The 16,804-nt window shown below is 71.8% G+C and carries 14 protein-coding genes; 9 read left to right on the top strand and 5 right to left on the bottom strand.

Annotation, left to right across the window (positions count from 1 at the left end):
- Positions 1-4 precede the first annotated feature (4 nt).
- Together ABZK10_RS06165 and ABZK10_RS06160 are read right to left on the bottom strand one after the other, a co-directional pair.
- Positions 5-220 (bottom strand): tautomerase family protein, encoded by a 216-nt coding sequence (locus ABZK10_RS06165; RefSeq protein WP_353808302.1) that lies wholly within the window; start codon positions 218-220, stop codon positions 5-7.
- A gap of 27 nt (positions 221-247) precedes the next feature.
- Complete coding sequence (locus tag ABZK10_RS06160) at positions 248-1,129, bottom strand: siderophore-interacting protein (RefSeq protein ID WP_353808301.1); 882 nt, start codon at positions 1,127-1,129, stop codon at positions 248-250.
- Between the two features lie 220 nt (positions 1,130-1,349).
- Between ABZK10_RS06160 and ABZK10_RS06155 the strand changes: the two genes are divergently transcribed.
- From ABZK10_RS06155 to ABZK10_RS06140, 4 genes are read left to right on the top strand one after another with little or no spacing between them, the layout of a single operon-like run.
- Positions 1,350-2,249 carry an amidohydrolase family protein gene (locus ABZK10_RS06155; protein WP_353808300.1) on the top strand — a complete coding sequence of 300 codons (900 nt, stop codon included), beginning with the start codon at positions 1,350-1,352 and terminating at the stop codon, positions 2,247-2,249.
- A gap of 5 nt (positions 2,250-2,254) precedes the next feature.
- Positions 2,255-3,955: a thiamine pyrophosphate-binding protein gene (locus ABZK10_RS06150; RefSeq protein WP_353808299.1), complete on the top strand. Its 1,701-nt coding sequence runs from the start codon at positions 2,255-2,257 to the stop codon at positions 3,953-3,955.
- Between the two features lie 32 nt (positions 3,956-3,987).
- Positions 3,988-5,025, top strand: coding sequence for an Ldh family oxidoreductase (locus ABZK10_RS06145; protein ID WP_353808298.1), 1,038 nt, complete (start codon positions 3,988-3,990; stop codon positions 5,023-5,025).
- Positions 5,026-5,029: 4 nt separating this feature from the next.
- Positions 5,030-5,971, top strand: a complete 942-nt coding sequence (locus ABZK10_RS06140; protein WP_353808297.1) for an NADP-dependent oxidoreductase — start codon at positions 5,030-5,032, stop codon at positions 5,969-5,971.
- A 102-nt stretch (positions 5,972-6,073) separates the two neighbouring features.
- Here the strand turns inward: ABZK10_RS06140 and ABZK10_RS06135 are convergent, their stop codons facing one another.
- The gene (locus ABZK10_RS06135) at positions 6,074-6,499 is read right to left on the bottom strand and encodes a cupin domain-containing protein (protein WP_353808296.1); all 426 of its coding nucleotides are present in this window, start codon (positions 6,497-6,499) and stop codon (positions 6,074-6,076) included.
- A complete protein-coding gene (locus ABZK10_RS06130; RefSeq protein ID WP_353808295.1) occupies positions 6,496-9,297 on the bottom strand; it encodes a family 78 glycoside hydrolase catalytic domain in 2,802 nt (933 codons plus the stop codon). Before ABZK10_RS06130 ends, ABZK10_RS06135 begins: the two co-directional genes overlap by 4 nt.
- A gap of 140 nt (positions 9,298-9,437) precedes the next feature.
- Between ABZK10_RS06130 and ABZK10_RS06125 the strand changes: the two genes are divergently transcribed.
- Positions 9,438-10,022 carry a carboxymuconolactone decarboxylase family protein gene (locus tag ABZK10_RS06125; RefSeq protein ID WP_353808294.1) on the top strand — a complete coding sequence of 195 codons (585 nt, stop codon included), beginning with the start codon at positions 9,438-9,440 and terminating at the stop codon, positions 10,020-10,022.
- Between the two features lie 39 nt (positions 10,023-10,061).
- On the opposite strand, the gene ABZK10_RS06120 is transcribed toward ABZK10_RS06125, so the two are convergent.
- Entirely contained in the window at positions 10,062-10,961 is a 900-nt protein-coding gene (locus ABZK10_RS06120; RefSeq protein ID WP_353808293.1) for a LysR family transcriptional regulator, read from the bottom strand.
- 278 nt (positions 10,962-11,239) lie between these two features.
- Here ABZK10_RS06120 and ABZK10_RS06115 point away from each other — a divergent pair, with 278 nt between their 5' ends.
- The 4 genes from ABZK10_RS06115 to ABZK10_RS06100 are packed head-to-tail and all read left to right on the top strand — an operon-like array spanning position 11,240 to position 16,732.
- Positions 11,240-12,757, top strand: a complete 1,518-nt coding sequence (locus ABZK10_RS06115) for an ABC transporter substrate-binding protein (protein ID WP_353808292.1) — start codon at positions 11,240-11,242, stop codon at positions 12,755-12,757.
- A 56-nt stretch (positions 12,758-12,813) separates the two neighbouring features.
- Entirely contained in the window at positions 12,814-13,758 is a 945-nt protein-coding gene (locus ABZK10_RS06110) for an ABC transporter permease (RefSeq protein ID WP_353808291.1), read from the top strand.
- Positions 13,755-15,839, top strand: a complete 2,085-nt coding sequence (locus ABZK10_RS06105) for a dipeptide/oligopeptide/nickel ABC transporter permease/ATP-binding protein (RefSeq protein WP_353808290.1) — start codon at positions 13,755-13,757, stop codon at positions 15,837-15,839. The genes ABZK10_RS06110 and ABZK10_RS06105 overlap by 4 nt, the downstream gene beginning before the upstream one ends.
- Positions 15,836-16,732 (top strand): ATP-binding cassette domain-containing protein, encoded by an 897-nt coding sequence (locus ABZK10_RS06100; RefSeq protein ID WP_353808289.1) that lies wholly within the window; start codon positions 15,836-15,838, stop codon positions 16,730-16,732. Before ABZK10_RS06105 ends, ABZK10_RS06100 begins: the two co-directional genes overlap by 4 nt.
- Positions 16,733-16,804: the final 72 nt, after the last annotated feature.

The raw sequence follows: 16,804 nt of genomic DNA, 5'->3' as shown, positions 1-16,804 counted from the left end.
GGGGTCAGCTCGACGCCGCGGCCTCGCGCGCAGCGCGCTTGTCGGCGATGGTCGTGCCGCCGTTGGCCCAGTGGGTCGCCGGCACGGGGGTCACGATCACGCTGACGGCCTCGCGGCGAGCGCCGATCGCGCGCACGGTCGCGTCGGTCAGCTCGGTGACGAGCGTGCGCACCTGCTCGTCGGTGCGGCCCTCGCCGATGGAGATCTGGATGAGCGGCATGGTTCCTCCTGGGTGGGGTCGGCGTCGTCAGTCCGGGTCGGACGGGTCGACGGGTGAATGGTGGTCGAACGCGCTGGCCCCGCGCTTCCAGTAGCCGCTCAGCGCGACCCGGGCGGCGGGCAGGCCGAGCTCGCGTCGGAGGTGGCGGCGCAGGGGCACCAGGGCGGATGCCTCGCCTGCGGCGAAGACGAAGGTGCCGTCGTCGACGCCGGCCGCGTCGACTGCGGCCACGACCGCGTCGGCATCGCCGGCGGGCACGTGAGCGATCGCGATGTCGCTGCGGCCGGACGTCTCGGCGAGGTACTCCGCGATCCACGCGCCGTCGTCGTTCGCGACGGCGATCACGTGCACGGCGGTGGTCGCGGGCACCTCGGCGGCCCACCTGGTCGCCGCGGGCAGGGCGGTCTCGTCGCACACCAGGAGCACCCGCGAGGCACCCTGCGGCGCGCCCTTCGAGCCGCGTGGCCCCACGACGACCAGTTCGTCGCCCGGGCGCGCTCCGGCGGCCCAGCGTGAGGCGGGCCCGGGCGACGGATGCAGGTAGAAGTCCACGTCGACGGCACGACCGCCGCCGGCCCACCCGGTCGCGGGCAGCGGGGTGAAGTCGCGTGCGTGCGCCGGAGCCTCGGGGCGGACGATGCCGTCCTCGCCGGGCCCGACGGGCTCGGGGGCGACGAGCTCGCCCGTCTCGGGGTCGGGGAAGAACACGCGCATGTGGTCGGTCGGACCGAAGCTGGCGAAGTCCGCGAGGTCGGCGCCGGTCAGCCGCACGCGCAGCATCTCGGGAGCGACCTGCGCGATGTCGAGGGCGTGCACGCGTCGCGCGGTGAACCGATGGCGCACGCCCTCGCGGTGGAACGGGTCGGTTCCCGCCCTCGTCGCGTCGGCGCGTGCTGCTCGGTCGGTCATGTCGTCCTTCCGGGACCCGCTCCGCGGGACCCGATCCCAGCCAACCACGAGGTCGGAGCGGAACCGTGCACGATCCGTCAACCTAAACGTGCGCCCGTGCGGCTGGCACCCGATCCGGGCGCGGGGTTAGCGTCGCTTGCACTGGAGCCGCCGTGGCTCGCCGGGCACCGGTCGCCGACGACCGCCGCCGGCACGCAGCAGACGAACGTGAGGTAAGCCGTTGTTCATCGTCGATTCACAGATCCACCTCTGGAAGGAAGAGACCCCCGACCGTCCCTGGGTCCCCGGCGCACGCGAGCGCATCCGGCTCAACGGGCACCGCGAGGAGGCCTTCCTGGCCGAGGAAGCCGTCTCGCTCATGGACGAGGCCGGTGTCAACCGTGCGCTCATCCTGCCCCCGTCGTGGGAGGGCGACCGCATCGACTACGCGCTCGAGGCGTCGGAGCAGTACCCGGGCCGGTTCGGCATCATGGCGCGCATCCCGCAGAACGACCCCGAGGAGGGCGAGCGGCTGCTGCACGAGATCAAGGACAACCCGCACATCCTCGGCACGCGCCTGACCTTCCACCGCCCGCAGGACCGCAACTGGATGATCGACGGCACCAACGACTGGTACTGGCCGATCGCCGAGAAGCTCGGCATCCCCACGATGGTGCACGCGCCCATCTGGAAGCGCGAGCTCGGCCAGATCGCGGAGAAGCACCCCGACCTGAAGATCATCATCGACCACATGGGCATCATGGCCCGCTGCGTCGACGACGCGATCGGCTACTGGGTGCAGGAGACCGCCGACCTGCACGTCTACCCGAACATCTCGGTCAAGGTGTCGGCCATCCCGGGCTACTCGACCGCGCCGTTCCCGAACCTCAACATCGAGAAGTACGTGCGCGAGGTCGTCGACAAGATGGGCCCGGAGCGCGCACACTGGGGTACCGACATCACGCGCCTGCTCGGTCACGGCCTCACCTGGACCGACACGATCGAGCAGTTCACCAAGTACTTCAGCTTCACGGCCGAGGAACTCGAGTGGATCATGGGCAAGGGCATCTGCAAGGTGCTCGACTGGGACATCCCGGAGACGGAGAAGGTCGGCGTCGCCGCGGCGACGGCGGGGAACTGACGCACATGACGCAGACGTACGACGGCGGTGAGCTGCTCATCGATGCGCTCACCGACCTCGGCGTCGACGTCGTCTTCTGCTCGTCGGGGTCCGAATGGGCCCCGGCGTGGGAGGCGTTCGCTCGTCGCCGCAGCGCCGGTGAGCCCGCGCCCCGCTACCTCGACCTCACCCACGAGACCGTTGCCGTCGGCATGGCCACCGGCTACGGGCTCGTGACCCGCCGCACCCAGGCGGTGCTGCTGCACGCGACCCCCGGCCTGCTCCAGGGCTCGATGGCGGTGCACGGGGCGCTCCTCGCGGGCGTGCCGATGGTGGTCGCCTCCTCGGAGTCGACCACCTACGGCGACGGCCCCGGGCAGGACCCCGGCGGGCAGTGGTACCGCAACCTGTCGATCGTCGGCGGCACCCACCCCGTCGCGCAGTCGTGGACGAAGTGGTCGCAGCAGGTCGGCTCGGTGAGCGTGCTCTACGAGCTCGTGAAGCGCGCCGGCGAGCTCTCCGCACGCCAGCCCGCCGGCCCGGCGTACCTCAACGTGCCGCTCGAGATCCTGCTCGAGCACACCGAGCCCCCGGTGCGACGGAAGGAGGTCGTGCGTCGCGGTCGCCGTGTCAGCGCGCCCGAGGACATCGCCGAGGTGGCCGAGCTGCTCGCCGCCGCCGAGCGCCCGATCGTCATCACCGAGACCGCCGGCCGTGAGGAGGGCGGGTTCGACGCGCTGCTCGAGCTCTGCGAGGCGCTCGGCGTGGGCGTCATCGAGCCGAGCTCCGCGGTGTGCGCGAACTTCCCGAAGCAGCATCCGCTGCACCTCGGGGGCGAGCTCGACCCCTACGTCGACGAGGCCGACCTGATCCTGCTGGTGAACTGCCGGGCGCCCTACTACCCACCCAGCCGCAGGCCCGCGAAGGCCAAGACCGTCGTCATCGACGAGGTGCCGCAGCGCCCGCACATCGTCTACCAGGTGCTCAACGCCGACCACTACCTCGAGGGTGCGCTGCCCGAGACGCTCGCGCAGCTGCGCGAAGCGGCTCTCGCCGCCGGCGACGCCGAACGGTACCGGGCGCGGGGCGCGGCGTTCGCCGCCGGGCACGAGGCCTGGACGGCGGGAACCGAGGCAGCCGAGCGCCGGGCCGAGGCATCCGCCGTGATCGAGCCCGCACTGCTGGCGACCGAATTGCGTGCGATCGTGCGCGAGACCGGCGCGACCGTCGTCGACGAGACGATCACGCACAGCCGGGTCGTGCAGCGGCACGTCGGCTGGGAACGCCCCGACTCGTACTTCTACGTGCAGGGCGGCCTCGGCCAGGGCATCGCGGTCGCGCTCGGCGTGAAGCTCGCGGTGGCCGACGGCGTCGTGATCTTCACGGTCGGCGACGGCGCGTTCCTCTACAACCCGGTCGTGCAGTCGCTCATGGCGGCGAAGGACCTCGGGCTGCCGGTGCTGATCGTCATCTTCAACAACAGGAAGTACCTGTCGATGAAGATGAACCACCTGCGCTTCTACCCCGAGGGCTCCGCCGTGCAGGAGGACGACCACCTCGGCGTCGACCTGTCCACCCAGCCCGAACTGAGCGCGTTCGCCGCGCCGTTCGACATGTACCACGCCGCCGTCGACGACCCCGCAGAGCTCAGCCGCGTGCTCCGCGAGGCGACCGACGCGGTGACCTCCGGGACGACCGCGGTCGTCAACGTCGCGGTCTCGCGCTGAGACCCGCGCCCATCGAAAGGCTTCAGATCACCATGCCCGTCACTGTCTCCCCCTCGACCTTCGAGGGATTCATCCGCGACATCTTCGAGGCCGTCGGCGTTTCCGCCGAGGACGCCGCGGCCGCCGCGCCGTCGTTCGTGTGGGCGAGCCTGCGCGGCGTCGACTCGCACGGGGTCTCGCGCGTCCCGCGGTACGTGGAGATGTTCGGCAACGGCGTCGCCAACCCGACGCCGAACCTCACCGTCGACGACTCCGCCCCCGCGGTCTCGGTGATCGACGCCGACTTCGCACCGGGCCCCGTGGCGCTGACGCGCGCCGTCGGCATCGGGGTCGAGAAGGCGAAGACCCAGGGGGCCGCGGTCGTGTCGGTGCGCAACACCGTGCACACCGGCGCGATCGGCTACTACGTCTCGCTCGTCGCCGAGCACGGGCTCGTGGGCGTCGGCATCGCCGCCGGCTCGCCGATGATGTCGTACGAGGGCGCGGTCGGCGCATCGGTCGCCACCAGCCCGCTCGCGATCGCCGTGCCGGGCACCGGCGCGAAGCCGCCGGTCGTACTCGACATGGCGAGCTCGCTCATCGCGATGGGGAAGATCGCCCAGGCCAAGCGCACCGGCACGCCGCTGCCCGAGGGCGCGGCCACGACCGCGGACGGCACGCCGACGACCGACCCCGAGCTCGCGAAGGTGCCCACGCCGCTCGGCGGCGCGAAGGGCTCGGGCCTGTCGCTCATGTTCGAGCTGCTGACCAGCGTGCTGGTCGCCGCGCCGATCCTCACGCCGTACCACGGCGGCACGAAGAAGCACCGCCAGAACGCGACGCTCATCGTGCTCGACCCCGCCGCGTTCGGCGGTGCGGAGGCGTTCGCCGAGGGGGTCGACGCGACGGTCGACACGATCCACGACCTGCCGAAGGCCGAGTGCGTCGAGCGCATCCTCGTGCCCGGCGAGCGCAGCGCCGCCACGGCGGCGAAGCGGTCGGCCGACGGCATCCCCGTGGGCGACAAGCTCTGGACCGAGCTCGTCGAGGTCGCCGGCTCGCTCGGCGTCGCCGTGCCCGAGGTGGGCTGAGGCCATGGCGCACCGCTGGCAGCTGCCCGAGTACGGGGGCATCGACGCGCTCGAGTACGTGGAGGTCGAGGACTCGGCGCCCGCGACGGGCCAGGTGGCGATCCGCGTCACCGCCGCCGGCGTGAACCCGTCGGACGCGAAGTCGCTCTCGGGCGGCTGGAACGCCGACCCGTCGAAGCTGCCGCTCCCGGTCGGCCAAGAGGTCGCCGGAGTGGTTGCCGCGGTCGGGCGGGACACGGAGATCGCGACCGGCCCGGTGTCGGTCGGCGACCGCGTGGTCGCGTTCAAGATCGCCGGAGGGTTCGCCGACGAGGTCACGGTCGCCGCGAAGGACGTGTTCGTCGTGCCGGACTCGGTCGACGACACGACCGCCGCGGGCCTGCTCCACGTCGGCGTCGTCGCCGCCGAGCTGCTCGCGCTCTCGGGAGCGACCAGCGGCGAGACCCTGCTGGTGCACGGCGCGTCGGGCTCGGTGGGCGTGCTCGTCGTGCAGCTCGCCCGGCGCGCTGGGGTCCGCGTGATCGGCACGGCCTCCGCGGCGAATGCCGAGAAGGTGTCCGGCGTCGGCGCCGAGCACGTCGTCTACGGCGACGGGCTGGCCGACCGCGTGCGCGCGCTCGCGCCCGGAGGCGTCGATGCCGCGATCGACGCGGCGGGCACGGCCGAGGCACTCGAGGTGTCGCTCGCCCTGGTGCACAGCCCGGAGCGGATCGCGACGCTCGCGCCCGGGAAGCCCGCACAGGAGGCGGGCGTGCACATCTCCGCAGGCATGCGCCCCGACTCCATCGCCCGACGCGGCCCTCTCCGAGCCACGATCCTCGGGCTCGCCGCCGAGGGAGCGCTCGAGCTCCCGATCGCGGCCACGTACCCGCTCGTCGAGGCCAAGGACGCGCTGCGGCTCGTCGCATCCGGCCACCCGGGCGGCAAGGTCGTGCTCACCCCCTGAGTGCACGGCCTCGTGCGCGCCCGCCTGCGCACTCCCCCTGACAGTCGCCCCCCGCAGCCCGTCGAGGCTTCGGGGGGCGACTGGCGTGCCGGGGGTCGCGGGTCAGCGACCGCCCATCTGGTCCTCCGCGGTGAGGTGCTCGACGGTCTTGCCGGTGTCGGCGAAGGTGCGCGTGACGTAGGCGCCCGGGTAGATCCACAGGATGCGCATCGGCACGTCACCGGTGTTCTGGTAGCGGTGGAAGACGTCGGCCGGCACGTACGCAGTGTCGTCCTTCACGAGGTCGCGGCGGATCAGCCCCTGGTCGGGGTCGTGCACCTCCACGAAGCCCTCCCCGTCGAGGATGAGCACCTGCTCGCCGCAGTTGTGCGAGTGCAGCGGCGCCCCGGCCCCGACGGGGTAGACGCTGATGCCGGTGGTCACGTCGTTGTCGCCGCCCGCGGTGTCCTTCGTGATCAGGGGCCACGTCCTGACGGCGCCGCCGCGGTCGAGCACCTCGATCTCGGAGAAGATGCGGATCGTGGTCATGTGGTACCTCCAAGGTCTGGCTGGGCGTCCCGCAGCGCATCGGACACTGCGGTGAGGGTCGCCTCGTCGGCGAAGACGAGGGCATCGCGGATGCTTCGGCCCGGCGTGTACAGGGCGTTGGCCCGCACCGCCGTGGCGAGGAACCGGTTCGGTCGCTCGGCCAGCGCTGCGTGGAACGCACGGAACGCACCGGGGGCGTCGGCCAGGTCGGCGAGCGAGGCGTCGAGGTCGACGGGCGGCGACTGCGGCGGGGCATCCGCTTCGCACCACCACTCGTGGCTGCCCGCGGCGACCTCGTGCCGGGTGCCGTCGGGCAGTTCGACGCGGGCGGTCGTGTTCGCGGGCACCTCGGCGAACACGCGCAGGCGATCGCCGTCCCGCTCCCATCCCGAGGCGGCCGGGCCGTACGGGGTGAGGTGGCGCGCGTGCGCGCGGGTCAGCCGGCCGAGCGGCTGCGGCGCGATGCGCAGCCGACGGTAGCCGGGCTCGTCGGGCGCGAGCCCGGCCACCGTGGTGTGCAGCCACTCGGCGACGGAGCCGAGGGCGACGTGGTTGAAACTGACCATGGCGCCGGGGTTCAGCGAGCCGTCATGGCGGAGCCCGTCCCACCGCTCCCAGACGGTGGTCGCGCCCACCGTCACCGGGTACAGCCACGACGGCGTCTCGGTCTGGAAGAGCAGCCGCTCGGCGGCGTCGACGTGCCCGGCCGCAGTGAGGGCCTGCGCGATGACCGCGGTGCCGACCAGCCCCGTGGCGATGCGGTAGCCGTCCCGGCGAACCACGAACGCGAGCCGGTCGCCGACGCGCGTGCGGAGCGCGGGGTCCTCGACCAGGTCGAAGGCGATCGCGAGCGCGTACGCGGTCTGCGTGTCGCACATCATGCGACCGGACGGTGCGACGAACGCCGCGACGAAGGCCCGACGCGCGGCAGCGGCCGCGTCGGCGTACCGCGTCGCGTCCTCCATCTCGCCGAGCGTCGCCGCGATCTCGGCGGTGAGCTGCGCGGTGCGGGCCAGGTACGCGGTCGCGACGATGTCGGTGTCGGTGCGGCCGCGCGCAGGCGCGTTCGGCGGCGCGTTCGGGTCGAGCCAATCGGCGAGCTGGCGACCGCTGGTCCAGAGCCCCTCCTCGTCGCGCCGGTCGAGCACGAGCTCGAGCCAGGCGCGCATCCCCGGGTAGAACTCCTCGAGGATCGTCGGGTCGCCCGAGCTGTCGGCGAGCACGCGCGGCACGATCGTGATCGCGTCGCCCCAGGCCGCGACGGGCCCGCGGTCGGTGAAGCCGGGCACGACGTCGGGCGCGAACAGCGGCACGAGCCCGCCGAGGCGACGCTGCTCGATCGCCAGGTCGCGCAGCCAGGAGCGCAGGAACGCGTGGCAGTCGACCAGGAACGTGGCGGTCGGGGCGAAGAGCTGCGTGTCGCCGGTCCAGCCGAGTCGCTCGTCGCGCTGCGGGCAGTCCTGCGGCACGGCGAGGTAGTTGCCGCGCACCGTCCAGACGACGTTCTCGTGGAAGCGGTCGAGCACCGCATCCGAGCTCTCGAACCACCCCGTGCGCGGCAGGTCGCTGCCGAGCACCACCGCCTCGACCGCCGACGCGTCGAACTCGCCCGGCCAGCCGTCGAGGTCGGCGTAGCGGAAGCCGTGGAAGGTGAAGCGCGGCTCGAACACCTCCTCGCCGGTGCCCGCGAGGGTGAACGAGTCGGTCGCCTTCGCGCGACGCAACGGGCGCAGCGCGAGTTCGCCCTCGTCGAGCACCTCGGCGTGGCGTGCGGTGATGGTCGTGCCCTCGGGGCCGGTCACTCGGAGGCGCAGGCGGCCGACGAGGTTCTGGCCGAAGTCGAGCAGGATGCGACCGCTCGGCGTGCGCGTGACCGCGACCGGCACGCGGGTCTCGATGCGACGCACCGGCGGCGCCATGCGCGCCTCGACCCCGTCGAGCGGGTCGTCGGTCACCACGGCAGCGGGCCACGCGGAGTCGTCGAAGCCGGGACGGTCCCACCCTGCGGGCAGGCGCCGTGCATCGACGTGCTCGCCGTCGTACAGGCTGCTCGACAGGACCGGTCCGCGGCTCGCACGCCAGTCCCCGTCGGTCGCGATCACCTCGCGGCGCCCGTCGCGGTACTCGAGCTCGAGCTGCGCGGCGAAGCGCGGCTGGTCGCCGTGGAACCGCTTCGGCGTGGTCAGCACGTGGTACTCCTCGGTGTACCAGCCGCCGCCGAGCATCGCACCGAGCACGTTGGCACCGGCGCGCACCTCCCCCGTGACATCCGTCGTCTCGTGCACCACGCGGTCGCGATAGCTCGTCCATCCGGGCGTCAGCACCGCGTCGCCGACCTCCGCGCCGTTCAGCACGACGTCGACCACGCCGAGTGCGGTCCAGTACAGGGTCGCCCGCTCGAGTTCACCGTCGACCTCGAACGTGCGGCGCAGCAGTGACGGCTCGCCCGGCTCGACGGGGTCGGCCAGCGCGATCGGCGCCGCGGTCCACGTCTCGGTGAAGGCCGCCCAGACATCGAGCGGTGCGCTCCACGCGGTGACGGCGCCCGCGGTCGACGCGGCACGTACCGAGACCTCGGCGTGCTCGCCGGGCGCGAGCGCCGCGAACGGCCAGGCGACGAGCACGCTGTCACGGCCCTCGACGCGGTGCACCTGGTCGCCGCGACGCAGCTCGGCCCATGCCTGGAGCCATCCGGGCGGCGCGGCCGCGACGGTCCACGACAGACGCGGCTCCGGCGTCGCCACCGCGGACGAGTCGGATCGCAGCTCGGCGGTGAGTGCGGAGATCAGGTCGGGCACCACCTCACGCTACGGGCGCGCACGGTTCGCGCGATGCACGCTGAGGTTGCCCGTGCGGCCCTCCCGGCGCCACGCGCGGCCGCCTACGCTCGGCCCCGTCATCACGCGCGCCGACGCGCGCCCGCACCCCAGGAGGACCCATGCGACTCGACGTCACGCCCTACGACGACATGACCGACCGGCAGCGCGAGCTCGCCGATCGCATCATCGCCAAGCGGGGCAAGATCGGCGGGCCGTTCAAGGTCTGGCTGCACAGCCCGGAGCTCTGCGACCGCACCGAGTCGCTCGGCGCGTTCGTGCGCTTCGACTGCAGCATGCCCGAGCGCATCCGCGAGTACAGCCTGCTCGTCGCGGCCCGCTACTTCGATGCGCAGTTCTCCTGGAACGCGCACGTCGACAAGGCCGTCGAGACGGGCGTGCCTGCGGGTGCCATCGAGGCCCTCGCGACCTGGGGCGAGCCCGACTTCGGCGACGACGCCGAACTGTCGGCCTTCCACGACTTCGCGGTCGAGCTGCTCACGACGCACTTCGTCTCCGACGAGACGTTCGCCCGCCTGAAGGAGCTGTTCACCGACCAGCAGCTCGTCGACGCCATCGGCCTGCTCGGCAACTTCACCATGCTGTCGATGTGCCTGAACACGTTCCAGGTCGACCTGCAGGCCGACCGCACGCCGCCGTTCCCCGACGTGCGCGGCTACGCGAAGGTCGCACCCGCCGACGCGTGACGTCCGCCGGCGGTCCGGCGCGTGCCGTGCGCCGGACCGTCAGGCGGCGGGCTGCCGGCGGAACCAGTCGGTCATGAAGTCCAGGAACACCTTCACCCGCTCGGGCGTGCGACCGCCCGGGCCGTGCACGGCGTAGAGCGACCGCGCCGGCGGTGCGTGCTCCGGCAGCAGCTCCACGAGCGAGCCCTCCTCGAGCCGCTGCACCGCGGGCCGCCGCGGGATGAGCGCGATGCCGCAGCCCGCCTCGACGAGCTTCTCGATGACGAGGTAGGAGTTCGCGACGACGGCCGGGTGCTGCACCTTGTGGTGGATGGTCTCGGACCCGGACCCGAGGCGCCACACCGGGTCGTTCGGGTGCAGGATGCAGTCGAGGTCCGCGAGCTCGGCCACCGTCGTCGGCCGGCCCTTGCGCCGCACGTAGTCCTCCGACGCGACGAGCAGGAACGGCAGCTCGGAGACGCGCCGGATGAGCACGTTCGAGTCGCGCAGGTCGCGCGTGTGGAACGCCACGTCGTAGCCGCGGTCGAGGAAGTCGTAGTTGCGATCGGACATGCCGCCGAGCTCGAACCGCACGCTGATCTTCGGATGCTCCCGCACGAAGGCCGCGATCGCGGTGCCGAGGTCGAGCGTGCCGATCCACTTCGGGCAGATCACGGAGATCGGCCCCTCGGGGGCGTCCTGCGAGTGGGAGAGCTTGTGGTCCTCCGAGTCGATCTCGTCGAGGATGCGCTCCGCGAACTCGGCGTACTGCTGCCCGGCCTCCGTGAGGCTGACCGAACGGGCGGTGCGGTTCACGAGGCGCACGCCGACCTGTCGCTCGAGGTCTGCGACGTGGCGCGACACGAGCGAGCCGGAGATGCCCAGTTCGCGCGCAGCGCCGCTGAAGCTCGACGACCGGGCGACTGTGACGAACGTCCGCATGACGACCAGGCGGTCCATGTGCTGCCTCCTCCACGCCGACGTGAACGGCGCCGGCACCGGTGAACAGCGTAACCGCCCGACCCCCGGCCGGTCCCGCGCCCGTCCGATGCGAGGATGGACCAGCCGCACGAGCATGCACCATTAGCTTGCGCCTCTGGGCATATCTGGCTCCGTTCCCGATATGTAGCGTGTGGGCACAGCACCACCGGTGAACCCCGACGAACCGCGGGGGGCCATCGCATGACCACGCTCGGCCCGTGTCCACGGGTCACTACGCAAGGAGGCGTCAGAGCATCATGAAGTCCATCGCACTGAGGGCGACGATCCCGCTGGGAATCGCCGCGCTCCTCCTCACCGGTTGCACGTCGACCGATGAGACCCCGGAAGAGACCGCAGCAGAGGCATCCGGAACCCTGCGCCTGAACTTCGGCGCGTTCCCCGAGACCTGGACCCCCGGGTACGAGTTCGAGGGCGGCCCGATGCGGATCGTCTACGAGAACCTCATCACCCGGGACGACGCGGGCGAGCTCGCCCCGGGCCTCGCGGAGAGCTGGGAGCTGAGCGACGACTCGACGTCGCTGACCCTCAACCTCCGTCAGGGCGTCGTGTTCCACGACGGCGAGCCGTTCGATGCCGAGGCCGTGGCGGTGAACATCGACACGGTCAAGAACACCCCCGGCCCGTTCGGTGCGCAGCTCGCGGTCATCGACTCGGTCGACACGCCGGACGACGCAACGGTCGTGCTGAACTTCTCCGGCCCGACCCCCTCGATGCCGACGACCCTGTCGACGCGCGTGCTGCCGATCGGCAGCCCCGCCGCCATCGAGGACGGCAGCATCGCCACCGACCCGGTCGGCACGTCGCCCTGGGCGTACGACGCGGACGGCTCGACCACCGGCACCGTCATGAGCTTCACCGAGTTCGACGACTACTGGGGCGACGCCCCCGGGTTCGCGAACGTCGAGCTCTACGCGATCCCCGACGACGAGGCCGCCGCGGCCGCCGTGATCAACGGCGAGATCGACGTGACCGACACCGAGGATGAGGTGCTCCCCCGCTACGACGGCACCACCGTCGACACGTTCGAGTACCCCGCCATCCGCAACAACGTGATGTTCTTCGACCGCGGCCCCGGCGGACTGTTCGAGGACGTCGAGGTGCGGCAGGCGATCTGCTACACGTTCGACGTGCAGCAGATGGTCGACGTGAACGGCGGCGAGACCGCGACGCAGCACTTCCTCGAGGGCACCCAGGGCTACAACCCCGACATCACCGGGTACCCGACCGACCTCGACGAGGCGAACGCGCTCTGGAGCTCGGCCGGCAGCCCGACGATCGACGGCGAGATGATCGCCGCGCCGTTCACCACGACGCAGTCGACCATCTACATGGACCAGGCGAGCCAGCTCGACGGGTTCGGCATCTCGGTCTCGACCGTTCCGCCGCCCGAGTGGTTCCAGGGCTGGAACAGCGGCACCTACCCGATCGGACTGGGCTCCAACGACGAGCTGACGCCGTTCGAGTGGTACAAGGCGTGGTTCGCGGCCGACGCCGGCGGCAACCCGTCGGGCGAGGAGAGCGACGAGCTGAAGTCGGCCGCCGATGCGGCCATCGCCGCCGGCGACTCCGAGGAGGCCGACGCGCTGTGGGCCGACGTGACGAAGATCATCGCGGACGAGGCGCTCACCTGTGCACACGCTCGCGGCTTCGAGGTCATCGCCTACAATTCCGACACCGTCGCGAACGTCGAGGCCCCGGCCTACCCGTTCGAGGCGAACAACCTCAACCTTCGTGAGATCACTCCCGCGGGCTGATTCGACACACGGATTCAAGTGACACACATGCAGTACACGGCGAGGTGGGAGGACTGATGGGCAAGCTCATCTCCTTCCGCCTCGCCCTTGCGGTCCCCCAGCTCATCCTGGTCGCCCTGGTCGTCTTCCTGATGACCTACCTGGTGCCCGGCAGCCCAGCAGCTGCGATCCTCGGCACATCGGCGAACCCCGAACGCATCGCCGCCGTCGAGGCGCAACTCGGCCTCGACCAGCCGTTCTGGTCGCGGATGTTCACGTGGTTCGGCGCCGCGTTCCAGGGCGACCTCGGCAACTCGTACGCCGTCGGCCGACCGGTCACCGACATGCTGCTCGAGCGGATGCCGGCGACACTGTCGCTCGTCTTCGGCGGCCTCGTCGTCGCCGTCCTGATCGGCCTCACGCTCGGCCTGCTCGGCGGCACCCGCCCCGGCTCGACCACCGACCGGGTGACGACCACCGTCACCGCGATCACGGTCGCGATCCCGGAGTTCTGGCTCGGCATCATCCTGCTGCTCGTGTTCTCGGTGCAGCTCGGCTGGGTGCCGGTACTCGCGTACACGCCCATCGAGGTCGATCCGCTCAAGTGGGCGCAGGGCCTCATCCTGCCGTCGATCGCGCTCGGCGTCGGCTCGGCCGCGCTCATCGCACGATCGATGCGCACGTCGATGGCCGAGACGCTCTCGGCCCGCTGGGTCGACACGCTCACAGCGACCGGCATGTCGCGTCGCCGCGTGATCTTCCGCTACGGCCTGAAGAACGCGCTCATCCCCGTGCTCGCCTCGACGGGACTCACCGTGAGCATCCTGATCGGCGCGAGCTTCGTCGTCGGCCAGGTGTTCGCGTTCCCGGGCATCGGCGACCTCATGCTCCGCAGCGTCATCGGCAAGGACTTCCCGGTCGTGCAGGGCGGCGTGCTCATGATCGCCGTGATCGTGATCCTCGTGAACCTCGTGCTCGACATCTGCTACGGCCTGCTCAACCCGAAGGCGCGCCCCGAATGACCGACACGTACAGCATCAACCTCGCGCGCGCGCCGAAGCCGGCGAAGGGGACGAAGTCCCCGTCGAGCACCAAGCGCATCTACGACCGGGTGCGGCGCCAGCCGCTGACGGTCACGGCGTTCTTCGTGATCGTCTTCCTCGCGCTGGTCGCGATCTTCGCGCCGCTCATCGCACCGTACGACCCGAACCAGTCGGACTACTCGACGCTCCTGTCGGGGCCGACGGCCGCACACTGGCTCGGCACGAACGACCTCGGGCAGGACGAGTTCAGCCGGCTCCTCTACGGCACGCGTGTGGCGCTCGTGGTCGCGCTGGGCTCGGTCGTCATCGCCGCGCTCCTGGGCGTGCCGATCGGACTCCTGCTCGGGTACCGCGGCGGCTGGACCGACCGGCTCGGCTCGCGTCTCGTCGACGTCGCCCAGGCGCTGCCGGGCATCCTGGTCGCCCTCGCCGTCATCGCGATCCTCGGGCGCAGCCTCTGGACGCTGATGTTCGCGATCGGCCTCATCTTCACGATGGGCTTCGCGCGACTGACCCGTGCGGTCACGTTGACCGAGCGCCACAAGCTCTACGTCGAGTCGGCGCACGTGGTGGGCATGAAGGAGCGGGTGATCATCTTCCGCCAGGTGCTCCCGAACCTCGTCGGCCCGATCATCATCCAGGCGGCCGTGTTCTTCGGCTCGGCGATCATGATCGAGTCGGGCCTCAGCTTCCTCGGCGTCGGCCTCGACCGCGACACCCCCACGTGGGGCGGCATGCTGAGCGGCGCGGTCGAGCACCAGGCCCAGCAGCCCTTCCTCGCGTTCCCGCCCGGCATCGCCATCATCGTCACGGTGCTCGCCTTCAACCTGTTCGGCGACGGGCTGAACGACGCCATCACCGGCGGCGTGCGGAAGTCGCCGCGGAAGAGGCTGACCACGGGCGAACTCCCCTCCATGAGCAACGCCCCGACCGCGTCGGCCGCGACGCTGCCCGGCCAGACGTACTCGATGGGCGCGCAGAGCGCCGACGACGCCGCCCCCGATGCACGTGGCCCGTGGGACGCCTCGGCCGACGAGTTCCGCACGCCCACCGGCGCGACCGAGACGCTCCCCGACCCGGTCGAGGGCGCGGTGCTCGACGTCCGCGGCCTCTCGGTCTCGCTCGAGCGCCCCGAGGGCGATGTCGTGCCGCTGGTCTCGGGCGCCAACCTGTCGATCGGGCCCGGCGAGATCGTCGGCCTGCTCGGCGAGTCGGGCTCGGGCAAGTCGATGTTCGCGAAGGCCGTCATGGGCCTCCTCCCGCCGCGGACGCGCCTGGCGGCCGGGTCGATCATGTTCGACGGCGACCAGATCGCGTTCCGATCGCAGAAGGCGCTGCGCGCCGTGCGCGGCGCGGGCATCGGCGTCGTCTTCCAGGACCCGCTGTCGGCGCTGTCGCCCGTGCACACGGTCGGCAAGCAGCTCATCGAGCCGCTGCGCGAGCACAAGGGCATGTCGGTCTCCGAGGCGCGCGAGCGCGCGGTCGAGCTGCTCGACCGGGTCGGCGTGACCGAGCCGCGCTCGCGGCTGGACCACTACCCGCACCAGTTCTCGGGAGGCATGGCGCAGCGCGTCGCGATCGCGATGGCGCTGGCCGCCGACCCGAAGCTGCTCATCGCCGACGAGGCGACGTCGGCGCTCGACGTCACCACGCAGGCGCAGGTGCTCGACCTCATCCTCGACCTCCGCGACGAGTACGGCATGGGCGTGCTGCTCATCACGCACGACCTCGGCGTGGTCGCCGAGACCTGCGACCGGGCGGCGATCATGTACGCCGGCGAGATCGTCGAGGTCGGCACCACGACCGACCTCTTCCACGCTCCCCGGCACCCGTACACGTCGGCGCTCCTGGCGGCGAACCCCGCCTCGGACGCGCAGGTCGACCGGCTGCCGACGATCTCCGGCCGCGTGCCGCTCGCGGGCGAGTGGCCGACCGGATGCCACTTCGCCAACCGCTGCGCGTTCGCGACCGAGCAGTGCACGTCCGCTCCCGTCCCCCTCGTCGACGACGTGCGCTGCGTCCGGGCCGACGAGCTGACCCTCGAGGCGGTGCCCCGATGACCACGACCACCCCGCAGCCGACGACCACCGCCGCCGAGCCCCTGCTCGTCGTCGAGGACCTGGCCGTCGAGTACGAGTCCGCCGGCGCCGTGCCGTGGCGCCGCAAGGTCTCACGGGCGATCGACGGCGTGAGCTTCGAGATCCGCCCCGGCGAGACGCTCGGGCTCGTCGGCGAGTCCGGCTCGGGCAAGAGCACCACCGGGCGGGCGATCCTGCGCCTGAACGACGCGGCCGCCGGGTCCATCCGGTTCGCCGGCACCGAGGTGACGACGATGGGTCGGCGCACGCCGCTGTCGTACCGCCGCGACGTGCAGGCGATCTTCCAGGACCCGAACTCGTCGCTGAACCCGCGCCACGTGGTGGGCCGGTGCGTCGACGACACGCTGCGCACCCACGGCGTGACCGACCCCGGCGAGCGCCGCGCGCGAGCCGAGCGGGCGTTCGACCAGGTCGGCCTCTCGACCGACCACATGCACCGGTTCCCCGCCGAGCTCTCGGGCGGCCAGCAGCAGCGCGTGGCGATCGCCCGGGCGCTGGTGCTCGAGCCGAAGCTGGTCGTCTGCGACGAGGCGGTGAGCGCGCTCGACCTCTCCACGCAGGGCCAGATCATCAACCTGCTCGCCGACCTCCAGGCGATCACGGGCGTGAGCTACCTGTTCATCGCGCACGACCTCGGCATCGTGCGCCACATCTCCGACCGCATCGCCGTCATGCAGCGCGGGCACCTGGTCGAGATCGGCGAGGCCGAGGAGCTGTTCACGAACCCGCAGCACCCGTACACGCGCAAGCTCCTGGGCGCGAGCCCGGCGTCGAAGCCCGAGGGCCGCGACGAGCGGCGTGCGCGTCGCGAGGCGTTCCGCCAGATCCACGAGGCGGAGACGCAACTCGCCTGACGCACGCGAGGGCGCCCGTGTCGATCCGGCACGGGCGCCCTCGCGTCTGCACGGGTGTGCGGCCCGACGAGA

This window comes from Agromyces sp. SYSU T00194 (genome assembly GCF_040496035.1).
In the GTDB taxonomy this organism is placed as follows: Bacteria; Actinomycetota; Actinomycetes; order Actinomycetales; family Microbacteriaceae; genus Agromyces; species Agromyces chitinivorans.
Note: the sequence above shows the minus strand (reverse complement) of the source record. Positions and strands in the feature narration are given on the sequence as shown.

What these genes read in the sequence shown, in the direction of transcription:
- ABZK10_RS06100 (WP_353808289.1), top strand. Translation starts at nt 15,836, where the DNA reads ATGACCACGACCACCCCGCAGCCGACGACCACCGCCGCCGAGCCCCTG.
- ABZK10_RS06145 (WP_353808298.1), top strand. Translation starts at nt 3,988, where the DNA reads ATGCCCGTCACTGTCTCCCCCTCGACCTTCGAGGGATTCATCCGCGAC.
- ABZK10_RS06105 (WP_353808290.1), top strand. Translation starts at nt 13,755, where the DNA reads ATGACCGACACGTACAGCATCAACCTCGCGCGCGCGCCGAAGCCGGCG.
- ABZK10_RS06115 (WP_353808292.1), top strand. Translation starts at nt 11,240, where the DNA reads ATGAAGTCCATCGCACTGAGGGCGACGATCCCGCTGGGAATCGCCGCG.
- ABZK10_RS06110 (WP_353808291.1), top strand. Translation starts at nt 12,814, where the DNA reads ATGGGCAAGCTCATCTCCTTCCGCCTCGCCCTTGCGGTCCCCCAGCTC.
- ABZK10_RS06135 (WP_353808296.1), bottom strand. Translation starts at nt 6,499, where the DNA reads ATGACCACGATCCGCATCTTCTCCGAGATCGAGGTGCTCGACCGCGGC.
- ABZK10_RS06125 (WP_353808294.1), top strand. Translation starts at nt 9,438, where the DNA reads ATGCGACTCGACGTCACGCCCTACGACGACATGACCGACCGGCAGCGC.
- ABZK10_RS06150 (WP_353808299.1), top strand. Translation starts at nt 2,255, where the DNA reads ATGACGCAGACGTACGACGGCGGTGAGCTGCTCATCGATGCGCTCACC.
- ABZK10_RS06120 (WP_353808293.1), bottom strand. Translation starts at nt 10,961, where the DNA reads ATGGACCGCCTGGTCGTCATGCGGACGTTCGTCACAGTCGCCCGGTCG.
- ABZK10_RS06160 (WP_353808301.1), bottom strand. Translation starts at nt 1,129, where the DNA reads ATGACCGACCGAGCAGCACGCGCCGACGCGACGAGGGCGGGAACCGAC.
- ABZK10_RS06165 (WP_353808302.1), bottom strand. Translation starts at nt 220, where the DNA reads ATGCCGCTCATCCAGATCTCCATCGGCGAGGGCCGCACCGACGAGCAG.
- ABZK10_RS06140 (WP_353808297.1), top strand. Translation starts at nt 5,030, where the DNA reads ATGGCGCACCGCTGGCAGCTGCCCGAGTACGGGGGCATCGACGCGCTC.